This is a genomic window from Mesorhizobium hunchu (genome assembly GCF_040081975.1).
GTDB classification, from domain to species: Bacteria; Pseudomonadota; Alphaproteobacteria; order Rhizobiales; family Rhizobiaceae; genus Mesorhizobium; species Mesorhizobium hunchu.
On the sequence record NZ_JBEBMG010000003.1, the window covers coordinates 316298 to 331492 of the forward strand.

The following is a 15195-nucleotide window of genomic DNA, read 5'->3' on the forward strand; positions in this document are numbered from 1 at the left end:
CGGCTTTTTGCGAGGCGGGCAAATGAGGCTGCCATGCGACGCGCGCCCTGTCTCGAACGCTCGACCCGCCTTGCTCCAAAGTCACCGCGTCCGGTTGCGCGAACGCCTCTGCCACCAGTTCGCGAGACGCAGCCGGAACAGGTATATAAATCGGTTGAAGTCGCGGAAGATTCCGGTTGACGCTCGTTCGGCATTGCGATTAGATCGATCTAACAGCCGGCGTGCCCTGCACTCAGACCGGCAAGGGAGGAACATCTTCGTGCCGCTGCGCTCACGAGCGACCGTGCTGGATATTGCGCGCCAGGCCGGCGTTTCACGCGCCACCGTGTCGCTGGTCCTGCGCGGCAGCGACCGCATCAAGCCCGAGACGGCCGATAAGGTCCGCAAGGCGATGCAGGACGTCGGCTACGTCTACAACCGCGCCGCCGCCAATCTTCGCTCGGCCCGCACCAGCTTCGTCGGCATGGTGATGTCCGACCTGACCAACCCCTTCTTCTCCGAGCTTGCCGTCGGCATAGAGGACAGCCTCTATCGGCAGGGCCTCACGCCGATCCTCGCCAACACCAACGACGACCTTGCGCGCCAGGAGCAGGTCCTGAAGTCGATGCTGGAGAACGGCGTGCTCGGCGTCGTGCTCAGCCCGGCCCGCGGCACCGAAGCCCGTCATCTGAGCCTGCCGCCGTCGGCCCCGCCCGTCATCCTCGCCATGCGCAAGATCGACGGATGCGAGCTGCCCTATGTCGGCCAGGACAACCGCGGCGGCGCGTCCAAGGCGGCCCGCCACCTGATCGACCTCGGCCATCGGCGCATTGCCTTCTTCGGCGGCGACGCCGCCATCACCACGCAGCAGGAGCGCTACGAAGGCTATTGCGACGCCCTGCGGGATGCCGGTCTCGAGGTTTCGCCGGCGCTCGTCTTCGAGACCGAGGTTTCCAAGGACGGCGGCCAGCAGGCGATGGAGCGGGCGCTGGCCACCCCTGCCCGACCGACCGCCGCCGTCTGCTACAACGACATCATCGCCATCGGCGCCACACGGGCGCTGGCCATGCGCGGCCTGCACGCCGGCAACGATTTCGCCATTGTCGGCTTCGACAATCTGAGCGAGGCTAAGGACAATTTCCCGCCGCTGACCACCATCGACGCCGAAACGCATGCGATGGGCGGACGGGCGGCAGAAGCGCTCGTGCACCTGTTCGACACCCCGCACGCTCCGAAATCGACGGCCATCATCGGCGGCAGCCGGCTGGTCGTGCGTCAATCCTGCGGCGCCCACTTGACCGGGCGGGCCGCCCGCAATTCCAATGAGGTTTCATCGCAGGCCAGCATGACGGATAGGGCTGGCCGCGCTGGGAGGTGCGGCGCTTCGGCGCCACATGCAAGGTCAACAATGGAGGAAGACAATGTTGCGTAGATTGCTTATCGGAACGATGCTCGCATCGGGCCTCGTGGGCGGGCTGGCCGCGCCGAGCTATGCGGCCGACGGCTCCGTCGAGGTGCTGCACTGGTGGACGTCCGGCGGCGAGGCCGCGGCCCTCGAAGTGCTCAAGAAGAAGCTCGAAAGCCAGGGCATCACCTGGAAGGACATGCCGGTGGCCGGCGGCGGCGGCGAGCAGGCGATGGCCGCGCTGCGCGCCCGCGTCACCGCCGGCGACCCGCCCACCGCCGTCCAGGCGCTGGGCTTCGACATCACCGACTGGGCCAAGCAGGGCGTGGTCGGCGACCTGTCGGACGTCGCCGGCAAGGAAGGCTGGGACAAGGTCATCCCCGCCGCGCTCCAGAACTTCGCCAAATACGACGGCAAGTGGATCGCCGCGCCGGTGAACGTCCACTCCACCAATTGGCTCTGGATCAACAAGAAGGCGCTCGACGACGCCGGCGGCAAGGCGCCGGAAACCTGGGACGAGCTGATTTCCGTGCTCGACAAGATGAAGGCCAACGGCATCATCCCGATCGTCGGCGGCGGCAACGCCTGGAACGCCGCGACCATGTTCGATTCCGTCGTCCTGTCGCTCGGCACCGACTTCTACAAGGCCTCGATGGTCGACCTCGACCCCGCCGCCCTCTCCGGCGACAAGATGGTCGAAGCCTTCAACCGCCTGTCGAAGCTGCGCTCCTATGTCGACGACAACTTCTCGGGCCGCGAGTGGAACCTCGATTCCGCCATGGTCATCGAGGGCAAGGCCGGCATGCAGATCATGGGCGACTGGGCCAAGGGTGAATTCGTCCACGCCAACAAGAAGCCGGGCGAGGACTTCGTCTGCATCCGCTTCCCCGACACGCAGGGCGCCGTCACCTTCAACTCCGACATGTTCATGATGTTCAAGGTCGGCGCCGACAAGCAGGCGGCCCAGTTGCAGATGGCGTCCGACATCGAGGATCCGGCCTTCCAGTCGTCCTTCAACGTGGTGAAGGGCTCGGCTCCGGCACGCACGGACGTTCCCGACACCGCCTTCGACCAGTGCGGCAAGAAGGCGATCAAGGACCTCGCCGAAGCCAACGAGAAAGGCACGCTCTACGGCTCGATGTCGCAGGGCTACGCCAGCCCGGCAGCGATCAAGAACGCCATGTATGACGTGATCACGCGCGAATACAACGGCGACATCGACGCCAAGGAAGCCGCCAAGGAACTGGCGGACGCCGTGGCCGCGGCCAAGGGCTGATAAAAACGACAGGGCCTTCCTAGGGAAGGCCCTGTTCCCTTCTCCGACGCGCTTCGCGCGCCACCTCCGCCAACGGGGGAACTGCTGCCGCGATGCCGACGCTTCTCCAGCTTGGGTTCCTCGCCACTCTGGGGAGAGGTGGCGCGCGAAGCGCGACGGAGAGGGGTTTTTCGCGCTACGATTGAGACGGAGCCGGGCCATGACCCAGACACAAGCCGAAATCGCGCCGGTCCTTGCAAGGGCACGCCGCGCGCCGAGGGAAACGCTGCAGGAATGGCTGCCCAAGCTGGTGCTGGCGCCGAGCTTCGCGCTTATCCTCGTCTTCGTCTACGGCTTCATCGTCTTCACGGCGTTCCTGTCGTTCTCCGGCTCGAAAATCCTGCCGGACTTCTCGACCTGGGTCGGCTTCGGCAACTATGTGCGCCTGTTCAACCACCCGAACTGGATCACCTCCCTCAAGAACCTCGCCATCTTCTCGGTCCTGTACATCGTCATCTGCAGCGCGATCGGTCTGGCGCTCGCCATCTTCCTCGACCAGAAAATCCGCGGCGAAGGGCTGCTCAGGCCGATCTATCTCTACCCGATGGCGCTTTCCTTCATCGTCACCGGCGTCGCCTGGAAATGGTTCCTCGACCCCGGCATCGGGCTTGAGCACGTCATGCACCAGATCGGCTGGGAAAGTTTCTCCTTCCGCTGGATCAAGCAGAGCGACATGGCGATCTACACCATCGTCATCGCCGCGATCTGGCAATCGTCCGGCTTCGTCATGGCGATGTTCCTTGCCGGCCTGCGCGGCGTCGACAACGAGATCATCAAGGCGGCCCAGATCGACGGCGCGTCCACCACGACCATCTACCGCCGCATCATCATCCCCTTGATGCGCCCGGTGTTCCTGTCCGCCTTCGTGGTGCTCGCGCACCTGTCGATCAAGTCCTACGACCTGATCGTGGCGATGACCGACGGCGGCCCCGGCACGTCGACATGGACCCCTGCCTTCTTCATGCAGAAATTCACCTTCGGCCGCAACGAGATGGGCATGGGCGCGGCCTCCGCCATCATCATGATGATGATGATCTTCGCCATCATCGTCCCCTATCTCTACTCCGAACTGGGAGGTCAGAAGAAATGAGCGCCCAGGTCCAGGACAACGCGACCCGCAACGGCGTCTTCGCCCGCGCGGCGATCTATGCGGTGCTGATCCTCTTCGCGGTCTACTACCTGCTGCCGCTTTACGTGATGGTGGTGAATTCGCTGAAACCACTCAGCGAGATCCGCCAGGGCAACATGCTGGCGCTGCCGCATGAATGGACGATCGCACCGTGGCTGTCGGCCTGGTCGACGGCGCAGATCGGCGTCTCGCCAACCGGACTGAAGCCCTATTTCATCAACTCCATCCTGATGGTCGTTCCGGCCGTCGCGATCTCGACCGTGCTCGGCGCGCTGAACGGCTATGTGCTGACCAAATGGCGCTTCCGCGGCGATAACATCGTCTTCGGCATGATGCTGCTCGCCTGCTTCATCCCCTTCCAGATCGTGCTGATCCCGTCGGCGCGCATCCTCGGGCTGCTGCATCTCGCCGGCACCGTGCAGGGGCTGGTGCTGATCCACGCCATCTACGGCCTCGGCTTCACGACGCTGTTCTTCCGCAACTATTACGAGGCTTTCCCGACCGAGCTGATCCGGGCTGCCCAGATCGACGGCGCCTCCTTCTTCCAGATATTCCGGCGCATCCTGCTGCCGTCGTCGGGACCGATCATCGTGGTCACCGTCATCTGGCAGTTCACCAACATCTGGAACGACTTCCTGTTCGGCTCGTCCTTCTCCTCGTTCAACTCCATCCCGCTGACGGTCGCGCTGAACAATCTGGTGAACTCGTCCACCGGCGTGAAGGAATACAACGTCCATTTCGCCGGGGCCATTCTCGCCGCCCTTCCCACCCTCATCGTCTACATCGTCTCCGGACGCTACTTCGTGCGCGGCCTGATGGCCGGCGCGGTGAAAGGCTGAAGCGCATGTCCTTTCTGGAAATCGACAATCTGCAGAAATCCTTCGGCACGGCCCGCATCCTGAAGGGCGTATCGCTGGAAATCGAGGAAGGCGGCTTCCTCGTCCTCGTCGGTCCGTCCGGCTGCGGCAAGTCCACCCTGCTCAACACCATCGCCGGACTGGAATCGATCACCGGCGGCGAGATCAGGATCAACGGCCAGCGCATCAACGACCTGCACCCGTCGAAGCGCGACATCGCCATGGTGTTCCAGTCCTACGCGCTCTATCCCAACATGACGGTTGGCCAGAACATCGGCTTCGGTATGGAAATCAGGGGCGTGCCGAAAGCCGAACGCGACAAGGCCATCGCCGACGTCGCGCAACTGCTCCAAATCGGCCACCTGCTCGACCGCAGGCCCAGCCAGTTGTCCGGCGGCCAGCGCCAGCGCGTCGCCATGGGCCGGGCTCTGGTGCGCAACCCGCAGGTCTTCCTGTTCGACGAGCCGCTGTCCAACCTCGACGCCAAATTGCGCATCGACATGCGCACCGAGATCAAGCGGCTGCACCAGCGCATGGGCACGACCATCGTCTACGTCACCCATGATCAGATCGAGGCGATGACGCTGGCGACCAAGATAGCCGTGCTGAAGGACGGCGTGCTGCAGCAGTTCGGCACGCCCGCCGAGATCTACAACAACCCCTCCAACATGTTCGTCGCCGACTTCATGGGCTCGCCGGCGATGAACCTCATCCCCGCCAGCGTTTCCGCCGAGTCAGGCGCGCTGGCGCTGGTGATGGAACGCGGCGAGCGCAAGCCGATCCGGCTGCCGCTCGACAAGGCGCCCGCAGGGCTCGCCGCCTTCAAGGACAAGAAGGTCGTGTTCGGCATCCGCCCCGAGGCGCTGACCGATCCTGAGGGCGCCGACCGCAACGCCCATTCGCTCGCCACCGCCGACTGCCATATCGAGGTGGTCGAGCCGGCGGGTTCGGACACCTTCGCGGTCACCAATCTCGGCGGCAAGGGCGTTGTCGCGCGCCTGCGCGCCGATGCGCACATCCAGCCCGGATCGGACGCGCCGCTTGCCTTCAACCTGACCAAGGCCGTCTTCTTCGACCCGGCGACGGAAACGCGCATCGTCTGAGCCTGTCCGATCGATGAAACAATGGCGCCCGCTCCGGTCATGACCAATCCAGACATCGTCATCATCGGCTCCGGCATGGGCGGCGCCACCATCGCCGCCGGCCTGGCCGGAAGCGGCGCGAAGGTCGTCATTCTCGAGAAGGGCGAGCGCCTGCTGGACTCGCCCGAGACCCGCGATGCGCGCGCCATCTTCCAGCGCGGCCATTTCCGGCCGAAGGAGACCTGGCTCGACAAGGACGGCAAGTCCTTCAACCCGGGGAATTACCACGCCGTCGGCGGCAACACGAAATTCTACGGCGCGGTGCTGTTCCGCTACCGCAAAGAGGATTTTTCCGAACTCGAACTCCCCGGCGGCGGAGTCTCGCCGGCATGGCCATTTCCCTATGAGGAGCTGGAACCCTGGTACACAAAGGCCGAGCAACTCTATCAGGTGCGCGGCACGACGGATGAGGACCCTACCGAGCCGTTCCACTCCGGCAAATATCCTCACCGCCCCGTGCCGGACGAGCCGGCGATCGCCAGGGTGCGCGAACGCCTGAAAGCGGTCGGGCTGCATCCGGCCAGCCTGCCGCTGGGCGTCGATATCGATCGCTGGCTGGCGCGCGCCGCCACGCCCTTCGACGCCTATCCCGACACGTTGACCGGCAAGATGGACGCCGAGAGCTGCGGGCTGGCGACGGCATTGAAAGACCCCGACATCGACCTCCAGACCGGCGCGGACGTCATCCGCCTGGAGACGGATGAACGGAACCGCATCGCCGCGGTCGTCTATCGCCAGAAGGGCGAGGAAAAGCGCCTGTCGCCAAAAATCGTCATCCTGTCGGCCGGGGCGGTCCGCTCCGCAACGCTGCTGCTCTCGTCCGCCGACGGACGCAATCCGAACGGCCTCGCCAACAGTTCGGACCAGGTCGGCCGCAACTTCATGAACCACAACGCGACCTTCATGCTCGCGATCGATCCGCGCACGGTCAACGATTCGGTCTACCAGAAGACCATCCACTTCAATGATTTCTATTTCGACGACGGCAACGGGTCAGGACCGCTCGGTCAGGTCCAGCTTCTCGGCCGCGTCACCGCGCCGATCCTGAAAAGCCGCTTGCGTGCCGTGCCCGAATTCGCGCTGAACTGGATCAGCCGCCATGCCGTGGATTGGTATCTGGTCTCGGAGGACTTGCCGCGAAAGGAAAGCCGCGTGCGGCTCGACGGTTCGCAGGTGGTGCTCGAATGGCGCTTCTCCAACATGAAGGCGCACGAGACGCTGGTCAGGCGCGTCAAGGAGCGGATGCGGGCTGCCGGCTATCCGATCCTGCCCAGCCAGCTCGTGGACGGGCGCCTGCCGTCGCATCAATGCGGAACGACGCGGATCGGCAACGATCCCGCCACCCATGTCAGCGACCCCTGGTGCCGAAGCTTCGACCACGAGAATCTGTTCATCGTCGACGCCGGCTTCCTGCCGACCTCGGCGGCGGTCAATCCGTCGCTGACGGTGGCGGCGCAAGCGCTCAGGGTGGCAGATCACATCCGCAAAACGGAGTTGAAGGCATGACCCGTCCCCTCGCCCTCGTCACCGGCGGCGCGCGCGGCATCGGCCGCGCCTGCGCCGAAGCTCTGGCAGGGGACGGCTTCGACATCATGATCGCCGATCTGGCCGAAATACCGCCCGATGGCCTGGAACAAGCCATCGCGAAGCAGGATGGCGCTTTCGTCTACCACGCCTGCGATATTTCCGACATCTCCGCCCACCAGCCGCTTGTCGAAGCGACGCTGCAAAAATTCGGCCGCCTCGATTGCCTGGTCAACAATGCCGGCATCGGCGCGATCGTGCGCGGCGACCTGCTCGACCTGAAGCCCGAGAACTTCGATCACATCCTGTCGGTCAATCTGCGCGGCACTGTCTTTCTCAGCCAGGCGGTCGCAAAGGCCATACTGTCTTCGCCGGCCGGCCATCCGAAATCCATCGTCACCGTGACCTCGATCAGCGCCGAGGCGGCTTCGCCGGAGCGGCCGGACTACTGCATCTCCAAGGCGGGCCTGTCGATGTGGGTGAAGAACCTGGCGCTGCGGCTGGCGCCGGAAGACATCGGCGTGTTCGAGGTGCGCCCCGGCATCACCCGCACCGCCATGACGGAGGGTGTCTCGGCAAAATACGACCGGCTGATCGAAGGCGGGCTGGTGCCGGCGAAGCGCTGGGGCGAGGCATCGGATGTCGGCGCGGCCGTCGCCGGCCTGGCGTCTGGCAAATTCGCCTTCGCCACCGGGTCGGTCGTCAATGTCGACGGCGGCCTGTCGGTGCCGAAGCTGTAAAGCATGATCCCGAACCAAGGATCCGCGCCAGCGAAAAGTGGAATCCGGTTTTCGGACAAGATCATGCGGCAACATCAGGTGAAGAGATGACCGATTTCATCATCGTCGGCGGCGGGCCTGCAGGGTGCGTTCTGGCCAACAGGCTGTCGGAAGACCCGGCGAACGCCGTGCTCTTGCTGGAGGCCGGAGGGCGCGACCGCCACCCGCTCATCCACATGCCGGCGGGCTTCGCCAAGATGACCAGGGGCATCGCCTCCTGGGGCTGGTCGACCGTGCCGCAAAAACACATGAAGGACCGTGTCTTCTGGTACACGCAGGCCAAGGTGATCGGCGGCGGCTCCTCCATCAACGCGCAGATCTACACGCGCGGCAACGCGAGCGACTATGACGGCTGGGCGAAGGAGGAAGGCTGCGAGGGCTGGAGCTACCGCGAGGTGCTGCCCTATTTCAAGCGCGCCGAGAACAACCAGCGCTACGCCAACGACTATCACGGCTACGGCGGGCCGCTGGGCGTCTCCAACCCGATCGCGCCGCTGCCGATCTGCGAGGCCTATTTCCAGGCCGCGCAGGAAATGGGCATTCCCTTCAATCCGGATTTCAACGGCGCGAGCCAGGAAGGCGTCGGCTACTACCAGTTGACCCAGAAGGACGCGAAGCGCTCCTCCGCCGCCGTCGCCTATCTCAGGCCCGTCGCCGACCGCAGGAACCTGACGGTGCGGACCAATCTGCTGGTCACCCGCGTTGTCGTGGAAAGCGGCCGCGCCGTCGGCGTCGAGGTGGTGGATCGGCCTAGCGGCCAGCCGCAACTCATCCGGGCCGAGCGTGAGGTGATCGTCTCGTCAGGCGCCATCGGCTCGCCGAAACTGCTGATGCAATCCGGCATCGGCCCCGCCGATCATCTGAAATCGGTCGGCATAGCTCCCGTCCACGACCTGCCCGGCGTCGGCTCCAACATGCAGGACCATCTCGACCTGTTCGTCATCGCCGAATGCACCGGCGACCACACCTACGACAATTATGCGAAACTGCACCGCACCGCCTGGGCCGGCCTCCAGTACCTGCTCCTGAAGAAAGGGCCGGCGGCGTCATCCTTGTTCGAGACCGGCGGCTTCTGGTACGCCGATCCGACCACCGGCTGGCCCGACATCCAGTTCCATCTCGGTCTTGGCTCCGGCATCGAGGCCGGCGTCGAGAAACTTAAGAACCCCGGCGTGACATTGAACTCGGCCTATCTGCGCCCGCGCTCGCGCGGTACGGTGCGGCTGGCCAGCGCCGACCCGGCGACGATGCCGCTGATCGACCCCAATTACTGGGCCGACCCGCATGATCGCGACCTGTCGATCAAGGGCCTGCGCCTCGCCCGCGAGATCATGCGCCAGAACGCCTTGAAGCCCTACGTGCTGCGCGAGGTGCTGCCCGGCCCGTCGCTGGAAAGCGACGACGACCTGTTCGACTACGCCTGCCGCTCGGCCAAGACCGACCATCACCCTGTCGGCACCTGCCGCATGGGTCATGGCGAAGACGCCGTGGTCACGCCGGACCTCAAAGTGCGCGGCATCGAGGCCCTGCGCGTCTGCGACTCCTCCGTGATGCCGCGCGTGCCCTCCTCCAACACCAATGCGCCGACCATCATGGTCGGCGAAAAGGGCGCGGACCTGATCCTCGGGCGCGAGCCGCTGCCGCCGGCCGTGTTCGCCTCCAACCGCGCCGCGTAAGCCCGAAGGGACCTGACGATGATCCGCCATTGCGTGTTCGTGACGTTCCGGGACGATGTCCCGACAGACGAGAAAGCCGCGATCCATGCCGACCTGCAAGCGCTACGCGAACATGTCGGCGGCATGGGGCCGGTGCATTTTTCCGCCAATGTCAGCCCGGAGCCTTTCGCGCGGGGCTTCACCCACGGCTTCACCGTCGATTTCGACGATGACGTCGCGCGCGACGCCTATCTGGCGCATCCCAAGCATCAGCGCGCCGGCGCGCGGCTGGTGGCGGCGCTCGCCGGCGGCACCGACGGCCTGCTGGTGATCGATCTCGACTTGGCGGCAGCAGCGTAGATCCCGCCGCCGCTCGCTCGCTATCCCATCCTCAGCGCGATGACCCCGGCGACGATGGACAGCGCCGCGGCGCCACGCCAACCCGTCATGCGCTCGCCGAGCGCGAACACGGAAATCAGCATGGCGAACAGGATCGAGGTCTCCCTGAGCGAGGCGACGGAGGCGACATGCGCCTGGGTCATCGCCCACATGGCAATGGCATAGGCGGCGGCGCTGAGAACCCCGGCGACGATCCCGCTGGCCCATTCGCGTCCCGATGCGGCGAGAAGGCCACGCCCGCGATAGAAGAACCCGATGACGACGGCGCACAGCCCGTCGCAGACGAACAGCCAGGCCGCATAGCTCGCGGCCGTCGGCGCCAGCCGCACGCCGCTGCCGTCCGTCAGCGTGTAGCAGGCGATGCACAGCGACGTCGTCAGCGCATAGCCGACCGCGGCGCGGTTCGGCACCGCCGCCTGCCCGCCGCGTAGCGACATCAGGAGCGTGCCGAGCGAAAGCAGCAGGATGCCCAGCATCGCCAGGCCGCTCGGCACCTCCGACAGCACGAAAACGCCTCCGACGGCGGTCATCAGCGGCGCGGTGCCGCGCGCCAGCGGATAGGCCTGCGCGAGATCGCCGTGCTCATAGGCGCGGATCAGGAACAGCCGGTAGCCGATATGGATGATGACGGACGCGATGATCCAGGGCCACACTTTCGGACCCGGCACATCGACGACCAACAGGAACGGCGCGGCCGAGACCATCATGCCGAACGAGGTCAGCGTGATCGAGGCGAAGCGGTCGCCCTGCACCTTCACCAGCGCGTTCCAGCTTGCGTGCATGGCGGCGGAAATCAGCACGACCGCAAAAACGAAGGGAGTCATGCCTGTGCGCCCCGCCCTGTGGAAAACGGCGTCTCCAGATCGATCTCGACCCGCAGCGGAAAATGGTCCGACGCCACCTCCCCGATATCGGCGCCGATCGAACGGACCCGTTCCGCCATGTCTCCCGTCAGGAAGCAATGATCCAGCCTTCGCCGTTTCAATGCACCGGCGATGACCTTCTCATGCGTGTGGAAATCCGGGGACAGGGCCACGACGGCGGCGGCGTCCACGAAGCCGTCGGCATAGGCGGCGCCCGGGTGATAGGGCGCCGAGCCGACGATGCGGTGATATTCGGCACTGCCCGGCTCGCAGTTGAAATCGCCGAGCCAGATCGCCCTGCCGGGGCTGTCTGGCTCCGGCTCTCCGTGGGTCCAGTCGCGCCCGGGTTCGTCATCGATGCCGCTCCACGGCCCACCCTCGCGCGGCGCGCGCGCGTGTGCGTCCATCAGATAGTCGATCTGCTCCAGCCGCTCCTGCGCGCCGACATGGGCCAGATGCAGCGCGAACAGGCGAACCGGCCCCGCCGGCGTCCGGATCATCGCTTCCAGCGCGGCGTTGCGGGTGTTGAGCGGCCGCGTCATGCGCCGCATCGGCAGGGCGTGCAGCCGTGACCAGACGATCGGTAGTTTCGAAAGGATCATCGTGCCGAACTGGCGGCGGCGATTGACGAGGCGACCGTTCAGGTGCGTCGAGGCATCCATGTCGAAGGCCGGACCGTAGACCCAATGATAATCCGGCAGCAGTGCCGACAGCAGCGCCGGCTGGTCGTCATCATTCGTACGCCGCCAGTGGCGCTCGACCTCCTGCAGGGCGATGATGTCGGCGCCTTCGACGACACGGGCCGCGCGCGTCAGGTCGTAGCGTCCGTCGCCGCCGAAACCGTACTGGATGTTGTAGCTGACGAGCTTCAAATGATTGGCCGGCTCATTATTCGTCGCAGGCCTATCCGTTCAGGCGGGCGAGCGCAATGGACAGCGACGGGCGGCTGCCTTGGGCCAGAATGCGGTTCCGTCGCGAAAATGGATTGGCCCCCGCGCATTTTGCGGCTAGGCCGTCGGCACGTAGTCCTGATTGAAAAGGCGTGGGCACGGTGACGGATATGGCCGAGCTTCCCGATGCCGCCGCTTTCATCCGCGACAATCTCCCGGTGAAGCCGGTCGCGACGGTGCCGGGCATCGTTCTCCATCAGGCCGGCCCGTCGAGCGGCCTCGGACGGTTGGACGGCGACCTGTCGCCCTATTGGGCCTATGCCTGGGCTGGAGGACTTACACTCGCCCGCTTCGTCCATGAGCATCCCGAACGCCTGGCCGGACGCAGCGTGCTCGATCTCGGCTCGGGTTCCGGCCTCGTCGCCATCGTCGCTGCGAAGGCCGGCGCGGGCAAGGCGACGGCAGCGGAGATCGATCGCAACGCGCTCGCCGCCATACGGCTGAATGCGGCTCTGAACGGCGTTTGTCTCGACATTATCGAAGAGGACGTGACACGCAGCGGGCCGGTCGCCGCCGACCTCGTGCTTGTCGGCGACCTGTTCTACGACCAGCGCCTTGCCCGGCGCGTTACACGCTTCCTCGACCGCTGCCTGGGTGACGGAACGGAGATTCTGGTCGGTGACGTCGGCCGGGCGCATCTGCCCAGGCAGCGGCTTCAGCCTCTCGCCACATACGAGGTGCCCGATTTCGGCGGCACCGTTCCGGGAACGGTCTTCTCCTTTCGCTGACGCAAATTCAACGGCACGGCGAACCGGCTTCAGGCGCCGCTCGTGTTCAGGGGCTGGAAGCGCCCCGCCGGCGACGCCGCGAGTTCGGCCCAGTCCAGTTCCTCTTCGAGCGTGTGATAGGCCTGATCGCCGATCGTTCCCTCGGCGCGAAGCTTTTCCAGCACGTCCCGCTGCCGCTTGATCGCGTTGAGCCGCAGGTGGTCATGCTCGGTTCCGCCCTGTGCTTCGTCCACGTTTTCCGCCACCGCGCGCCGCGCCTCGTATTCGGAGCGCAGCATCGCCGCAGCGTCCGTGTTCCCGCCGGACACCGTCTCCATCGCCGCTTCCATGATCGCGACACGCGCCTTCGAAACCTCCCGCTGGACCGGTCCGTCCGCCTCCAGCCGCAGCAGCGCCAGCAACCAGCGCAGCGTCACCCCCTGCAGCACCAGCGTCGTCAGCACCACCGAGAAGGCGGCCAGCACGATCGGATCGCGGCCGGGAAAATCGAACGGCAGCGCGAACGCGGCGGCCAGCGTGATGAGACCGCGCATGCCGCACCACGCGACGACGAGGTCGCCCTTGAAGGACAGCGGCTCCTCGCGCGGAATGATCCGCTCGCTTCCCAGGGCGCGTGCAAGGGCGCCGGTCGCGAGCACCCAGACGAAGCGCGACAGGATGACGATCGCCACCACCATGGCGGCGAAAGTGAAGGGATGCAGCAGGCCGCCGCTGTCGGCCATGCGGCTGACGATGATGCGCGCCTGCAGGCCCATGAAGACGAAGGCGAGCACGTTGAGGACGAAAACCGCCGTCTCCCATACCGAATAGGAACTGACGCGGTTGCGCGCCGGCATTTCGCGGGGTGCCTTGCGCGCGATGGTGATGGCATAGACGACGATGGTGATGATGGGCGAAAGGCCCGCACGGTCGGCCAGCAGCCAGACGCCGAACGTGCTGGCGAACTGGAGCACGGTGGAACTGGCCGGGTCGCGCACGCGAGGCAAAAGCAGCAGCGACACGCGTCCCAAAAAGTAGCCGCCGATAACGCTGCCGATCGTCGCCAGCGCGATGATCGGAACGGCGCTGGTGAAGGCGATCGATCCTGCCGCCGCCGCAACCGCGATCCGATAGACCAGAAGCGCGGTCGCGTCGTTGAGCAGCCCCTCGCCCTCGACCAGCGCGGTGATGCGGTAGGGCACCTTGAACTGGCCGAGCACCGTTACGGCCGCGACGGCGTCGGGCGGCGCGACGATGGCGCCGAGCGCCACCGCCGCCGCCAGCGGCAGCCCCGCCACCGACCAGCCGGCCAATGCCACAAGCGCTGCCGTGAAAAGCACGGCGCCGAGCGCCAGGAGCGCCAGCGGCAACCGATAACGCACCATGTCGCGCAGGGAGGCGTCGTAGGCGGCGTCCAGCAGCGCAGGCGCGATGAACAGCGCCATCGCCAGTTCGGGATCGATCTCGACCGTCGGCGCGAATGGCAGGAAGGCGATGCCGACGCCGGCGAGCGCCAGGAGCGCCGGATAGGGAACCTGCAGCCATCGCGCGACAGCCGTCAGCGCGACCGCCACCAGCAGAAGCACGAGAATGAGTTCGAACAGGACCATGCGGCACCGTAGCCGCACCTTGGCGCAGCGGACAATCCGTCTTGTCCATTAGCGCCTGCTTGTCCGCAGTTTCCGGTCGCCTGCGGCTGCCGTCAGCCCGCCGTATAGCCTCCGTCGACGGCAAAGATGCCGCCGCTGGTCCAGGCCGCCTCGTCGCCGGCGAGGTGCACGGCCATGCCCGCGACGTCCTCCGGGCGGCCGATGCGCCCGAGCGGATAGCTGCTTTCGACATAGGCCTGCAGCGCCGTCTGTGCCGCAGCCGGCAGGTTCTCGATCGAGCGCCGCCGCATCGTCGTATCGATGGTACCGGGCGCGATGGCGTTGACCCTTATGCCGCGCGGCCCGAGTTCGAAGGCCAGCGATTTGGTCAGCGAATTGAGCGCGCCCTTGGACAGCGAATAGACACTCGACGGCCGCTTCGGAATCATCTTGCCGGCGAAATAGGAAGAAATGTTGATGATCGATGCACCGGCGCGAAGATGCGGCAGCAGGCGCTGGGTCAGGAAGAAGACCGCCGTCACGTTCAGCGCGAACGACCGTTCGTACTGCTCGGAGCCGACATTCTCGAACGGCACGAGAACCGCCATTCCGGCATTGTTGACGAGAATATCGAGCGGATCCGACGCCGCGACATGATCGATGACCGCATCGATGCCGGCGGTTGCGCCGAGATCGGCCTGGATCGATTCGGCTTCGCCGCCGAGTGTCTCCCGCGCCAAGCGCAGCCTGTCCGCATCCCTTCCGACGATCATCACATGCGCACCTTCGCGCAGGAATGCCTCGGCGATCGCGAACCCTATTCCGTCGGAACCGCCGGTCACCAGCGCGCGCTTGCCGTGCAATCTCATGGGCTCCTCCGCCGACGACCTGACAAGGCCGGA

14 protein-coding genes are annotated in these 15195 nt (G+C 65.8%); 10 read left to right on the forward strand and 4 right to left on the reverse strand.

What is annotated here, in order from left to right; translation table 11 throughout:
• The first annotated feature begins 259 nt into the window (after nt 1-259).
• From ABMA46_RS08300 to ABMA46_RS08340, 9 genes are all read left to right on the forward strand, one after another.
• Nucleotides 260-1411, forward strand: coding sequence for a LacI family DNA-binding transcriptional regulator (locus tag ABMA46_RS08300; RefSeq protein WP_348998857.1), 1152 nt, complete (start codon nt 260-262; stop codon nt 1409-1411).
• Nucleotides 1412-1427: 16 nt separating this feature from the next.
• Nucleotides 1428-2660: an ABC transporter substrate-binding protein gene (locus ABMA46_RS08305; RefSeq protein WP_425475715.1), complete on the forward strand. Its 1233-nt coding sequence runs from the start codon at nt 1428-1430 to the stop codon at nt 2658-2660.
• A gap of 199 nt (nt 2661-2859) precedes the next feature.
• The gene (locus tag ABMA46_RS08310; protein WP_348998859.1) at nt 2860-3789 is read left to right on the forward strand and encodes a carbohydrate ABC transporter permease; all 930 of its coding nucleotides are present in this window, start codon (nt 2860-2862) and stop codon (nt 3787-3789) included.
• Nucleotides 3786-4667, forward strand: a complete 882-nt coding sequence (locus ABMA46_RS08315; protein ID WP_348998860.1) for a carbohydrate ABC transporter permease — start codon at nt 3786-3788, stop codon at nt 4665-4667. Before ABMA46_RS08310 ends, ABMA46_RS08315 begins: the two co-directional genes overlap by 4 nt.
• 5 nt (nt 4668-4672) lie before the next feature.
• A complete protein-coding gene (locus tag ABMA46_RS08320) occupies nt 4673-5788 on the forward strand; it encodes an ABC transporter ATP-binding protein (RefSeq protein ID WP_348998861.1) in 1116 nt (371 codons plus the stop codon).
• Between the two features lie 39 nt (nt 5789-5827).
• Complete coding sequence (locus ABMA46_RS08325) at nt 5828-7333, forward strand: FAD-dependent oxidoreductase (protein WP_348998862.1); 1506 nt, start codon at nt 5828-5830, stop codon at nt 7331-7333.
• Complete coding sequence (locus tag ABMA46_RS08330; protein ID WP_348998863.1) at nt 7330-8091, forward strand: 3-ketoacyl-ACP reductase; 762 nt, start codon at nt 7330-7332, stop codon at nt 8089-8091. Before ABMA46_RS08325 ends, ABMA46_RS08330 begins: the two co-directional genes overlap by 4 nt.
• Before the next feature lie 86 nt (nt 8092-8177).
• Complete coding sequence (locus tag ABMA46_RS08335; RefSeq protein ID WP_348998864.1) at nt 8178-9806, forward strand: GMC family oxidoreductase; 1629 nt, start codon at nt 8178-8180, stop codon at nt 9804-9806.
• A gap of 18 nt (nt 9807-9824) precedes the next feature.
• Nucleotides 9825-10145, forward strand: coding sequence for a Dabb family protein (locus ABMA46_RS08340; protein WP_348998865.1), 321 nt, complete (start codon nt 9825-9827; stop codon nt 10143-10145).
• 20 nt (nt 10146-10165) lie between these two features.
• On the opposite strand, the gene ABMA46_RS08345 is transcribed toward ABMA46_RS08340, so the two are convergent.
• Together ABMA46_RS08345 and ABMA46_RS08350 are read right to left on the reverse strand one after the other, a co-directional pair.
• Nucleotides 10166-11008: an EamA family transporter gene (locus ABMA46_RS08345; RefSeq protein WP_348998866.1), complete on the reverse strand. Its 843-nt coding sequence runs from the start codon at nt 11006-11008 to the stop codon at nt 10166-10168.
• Nucleotides 11005-11919: an endonuclease/exonuclease/phosphatase family protein gene (locus ABMA46_RS08350; RefSeq protein WP_348998867.1), complete on the reverse strand. Its 915-nt coding sequence runs from the start codon at nt 11917-11919 to the stop codon at nt 11005-11007. The genes ABMA46_RS08345 and ABMA46_RS08350 overlap by 4 nt, the downstream gene beginning before the upstream one ends.
• A gap of 188 nt (nt 11920-12107) precedes the next feature.
• Here ABMA46_RS08350 and ABMA46_RS08355 point away from each other — a divergent pair, with 188 nt between their 5' ends.
• Complete coding sequence (locus ABMA46_RS08355) at nt 12108-12725, forward strand: class I SAM-dependent methyltransferase (RefSeq protein WP_348998868.1); 618 nt, start codon at nt 12108-12110, stop codon at nt 12723-12725.
• A 29-nt stretch (nt 12726-12754) separates the two neighbouring features.
• On the opposite strand, the gene ABMA46_RS08360 is transcribed toward ABMA46_RS08355, so the two are convergent.
• Nucleotides 12755-14314 carry a cation:proton antiporter gene (locus ABMA46_RS08360; protein ID WP_348998869.1) on the reverse strand — a complete coding sequence of 520 codons (1560 nt, stop codon included), beginning with the start codon at nt 14312-14314 and terminating at the stop codon, nt 12755-12757.
• A 92-nt stretch (nt 14315-14406) separates the two neighbouring features.
• Entirely contained in the window at nt 14407-15162 is a 756-nt protein-coding gene (locus ABMA46_RS08365; protein WP_348998870.1) for an SDR family NAD(P)-dependent oxidoreductase, read from the reverse strand.
• Between the last annotated feature and the right edge of the window lie 33 nt (nt 15163-15195).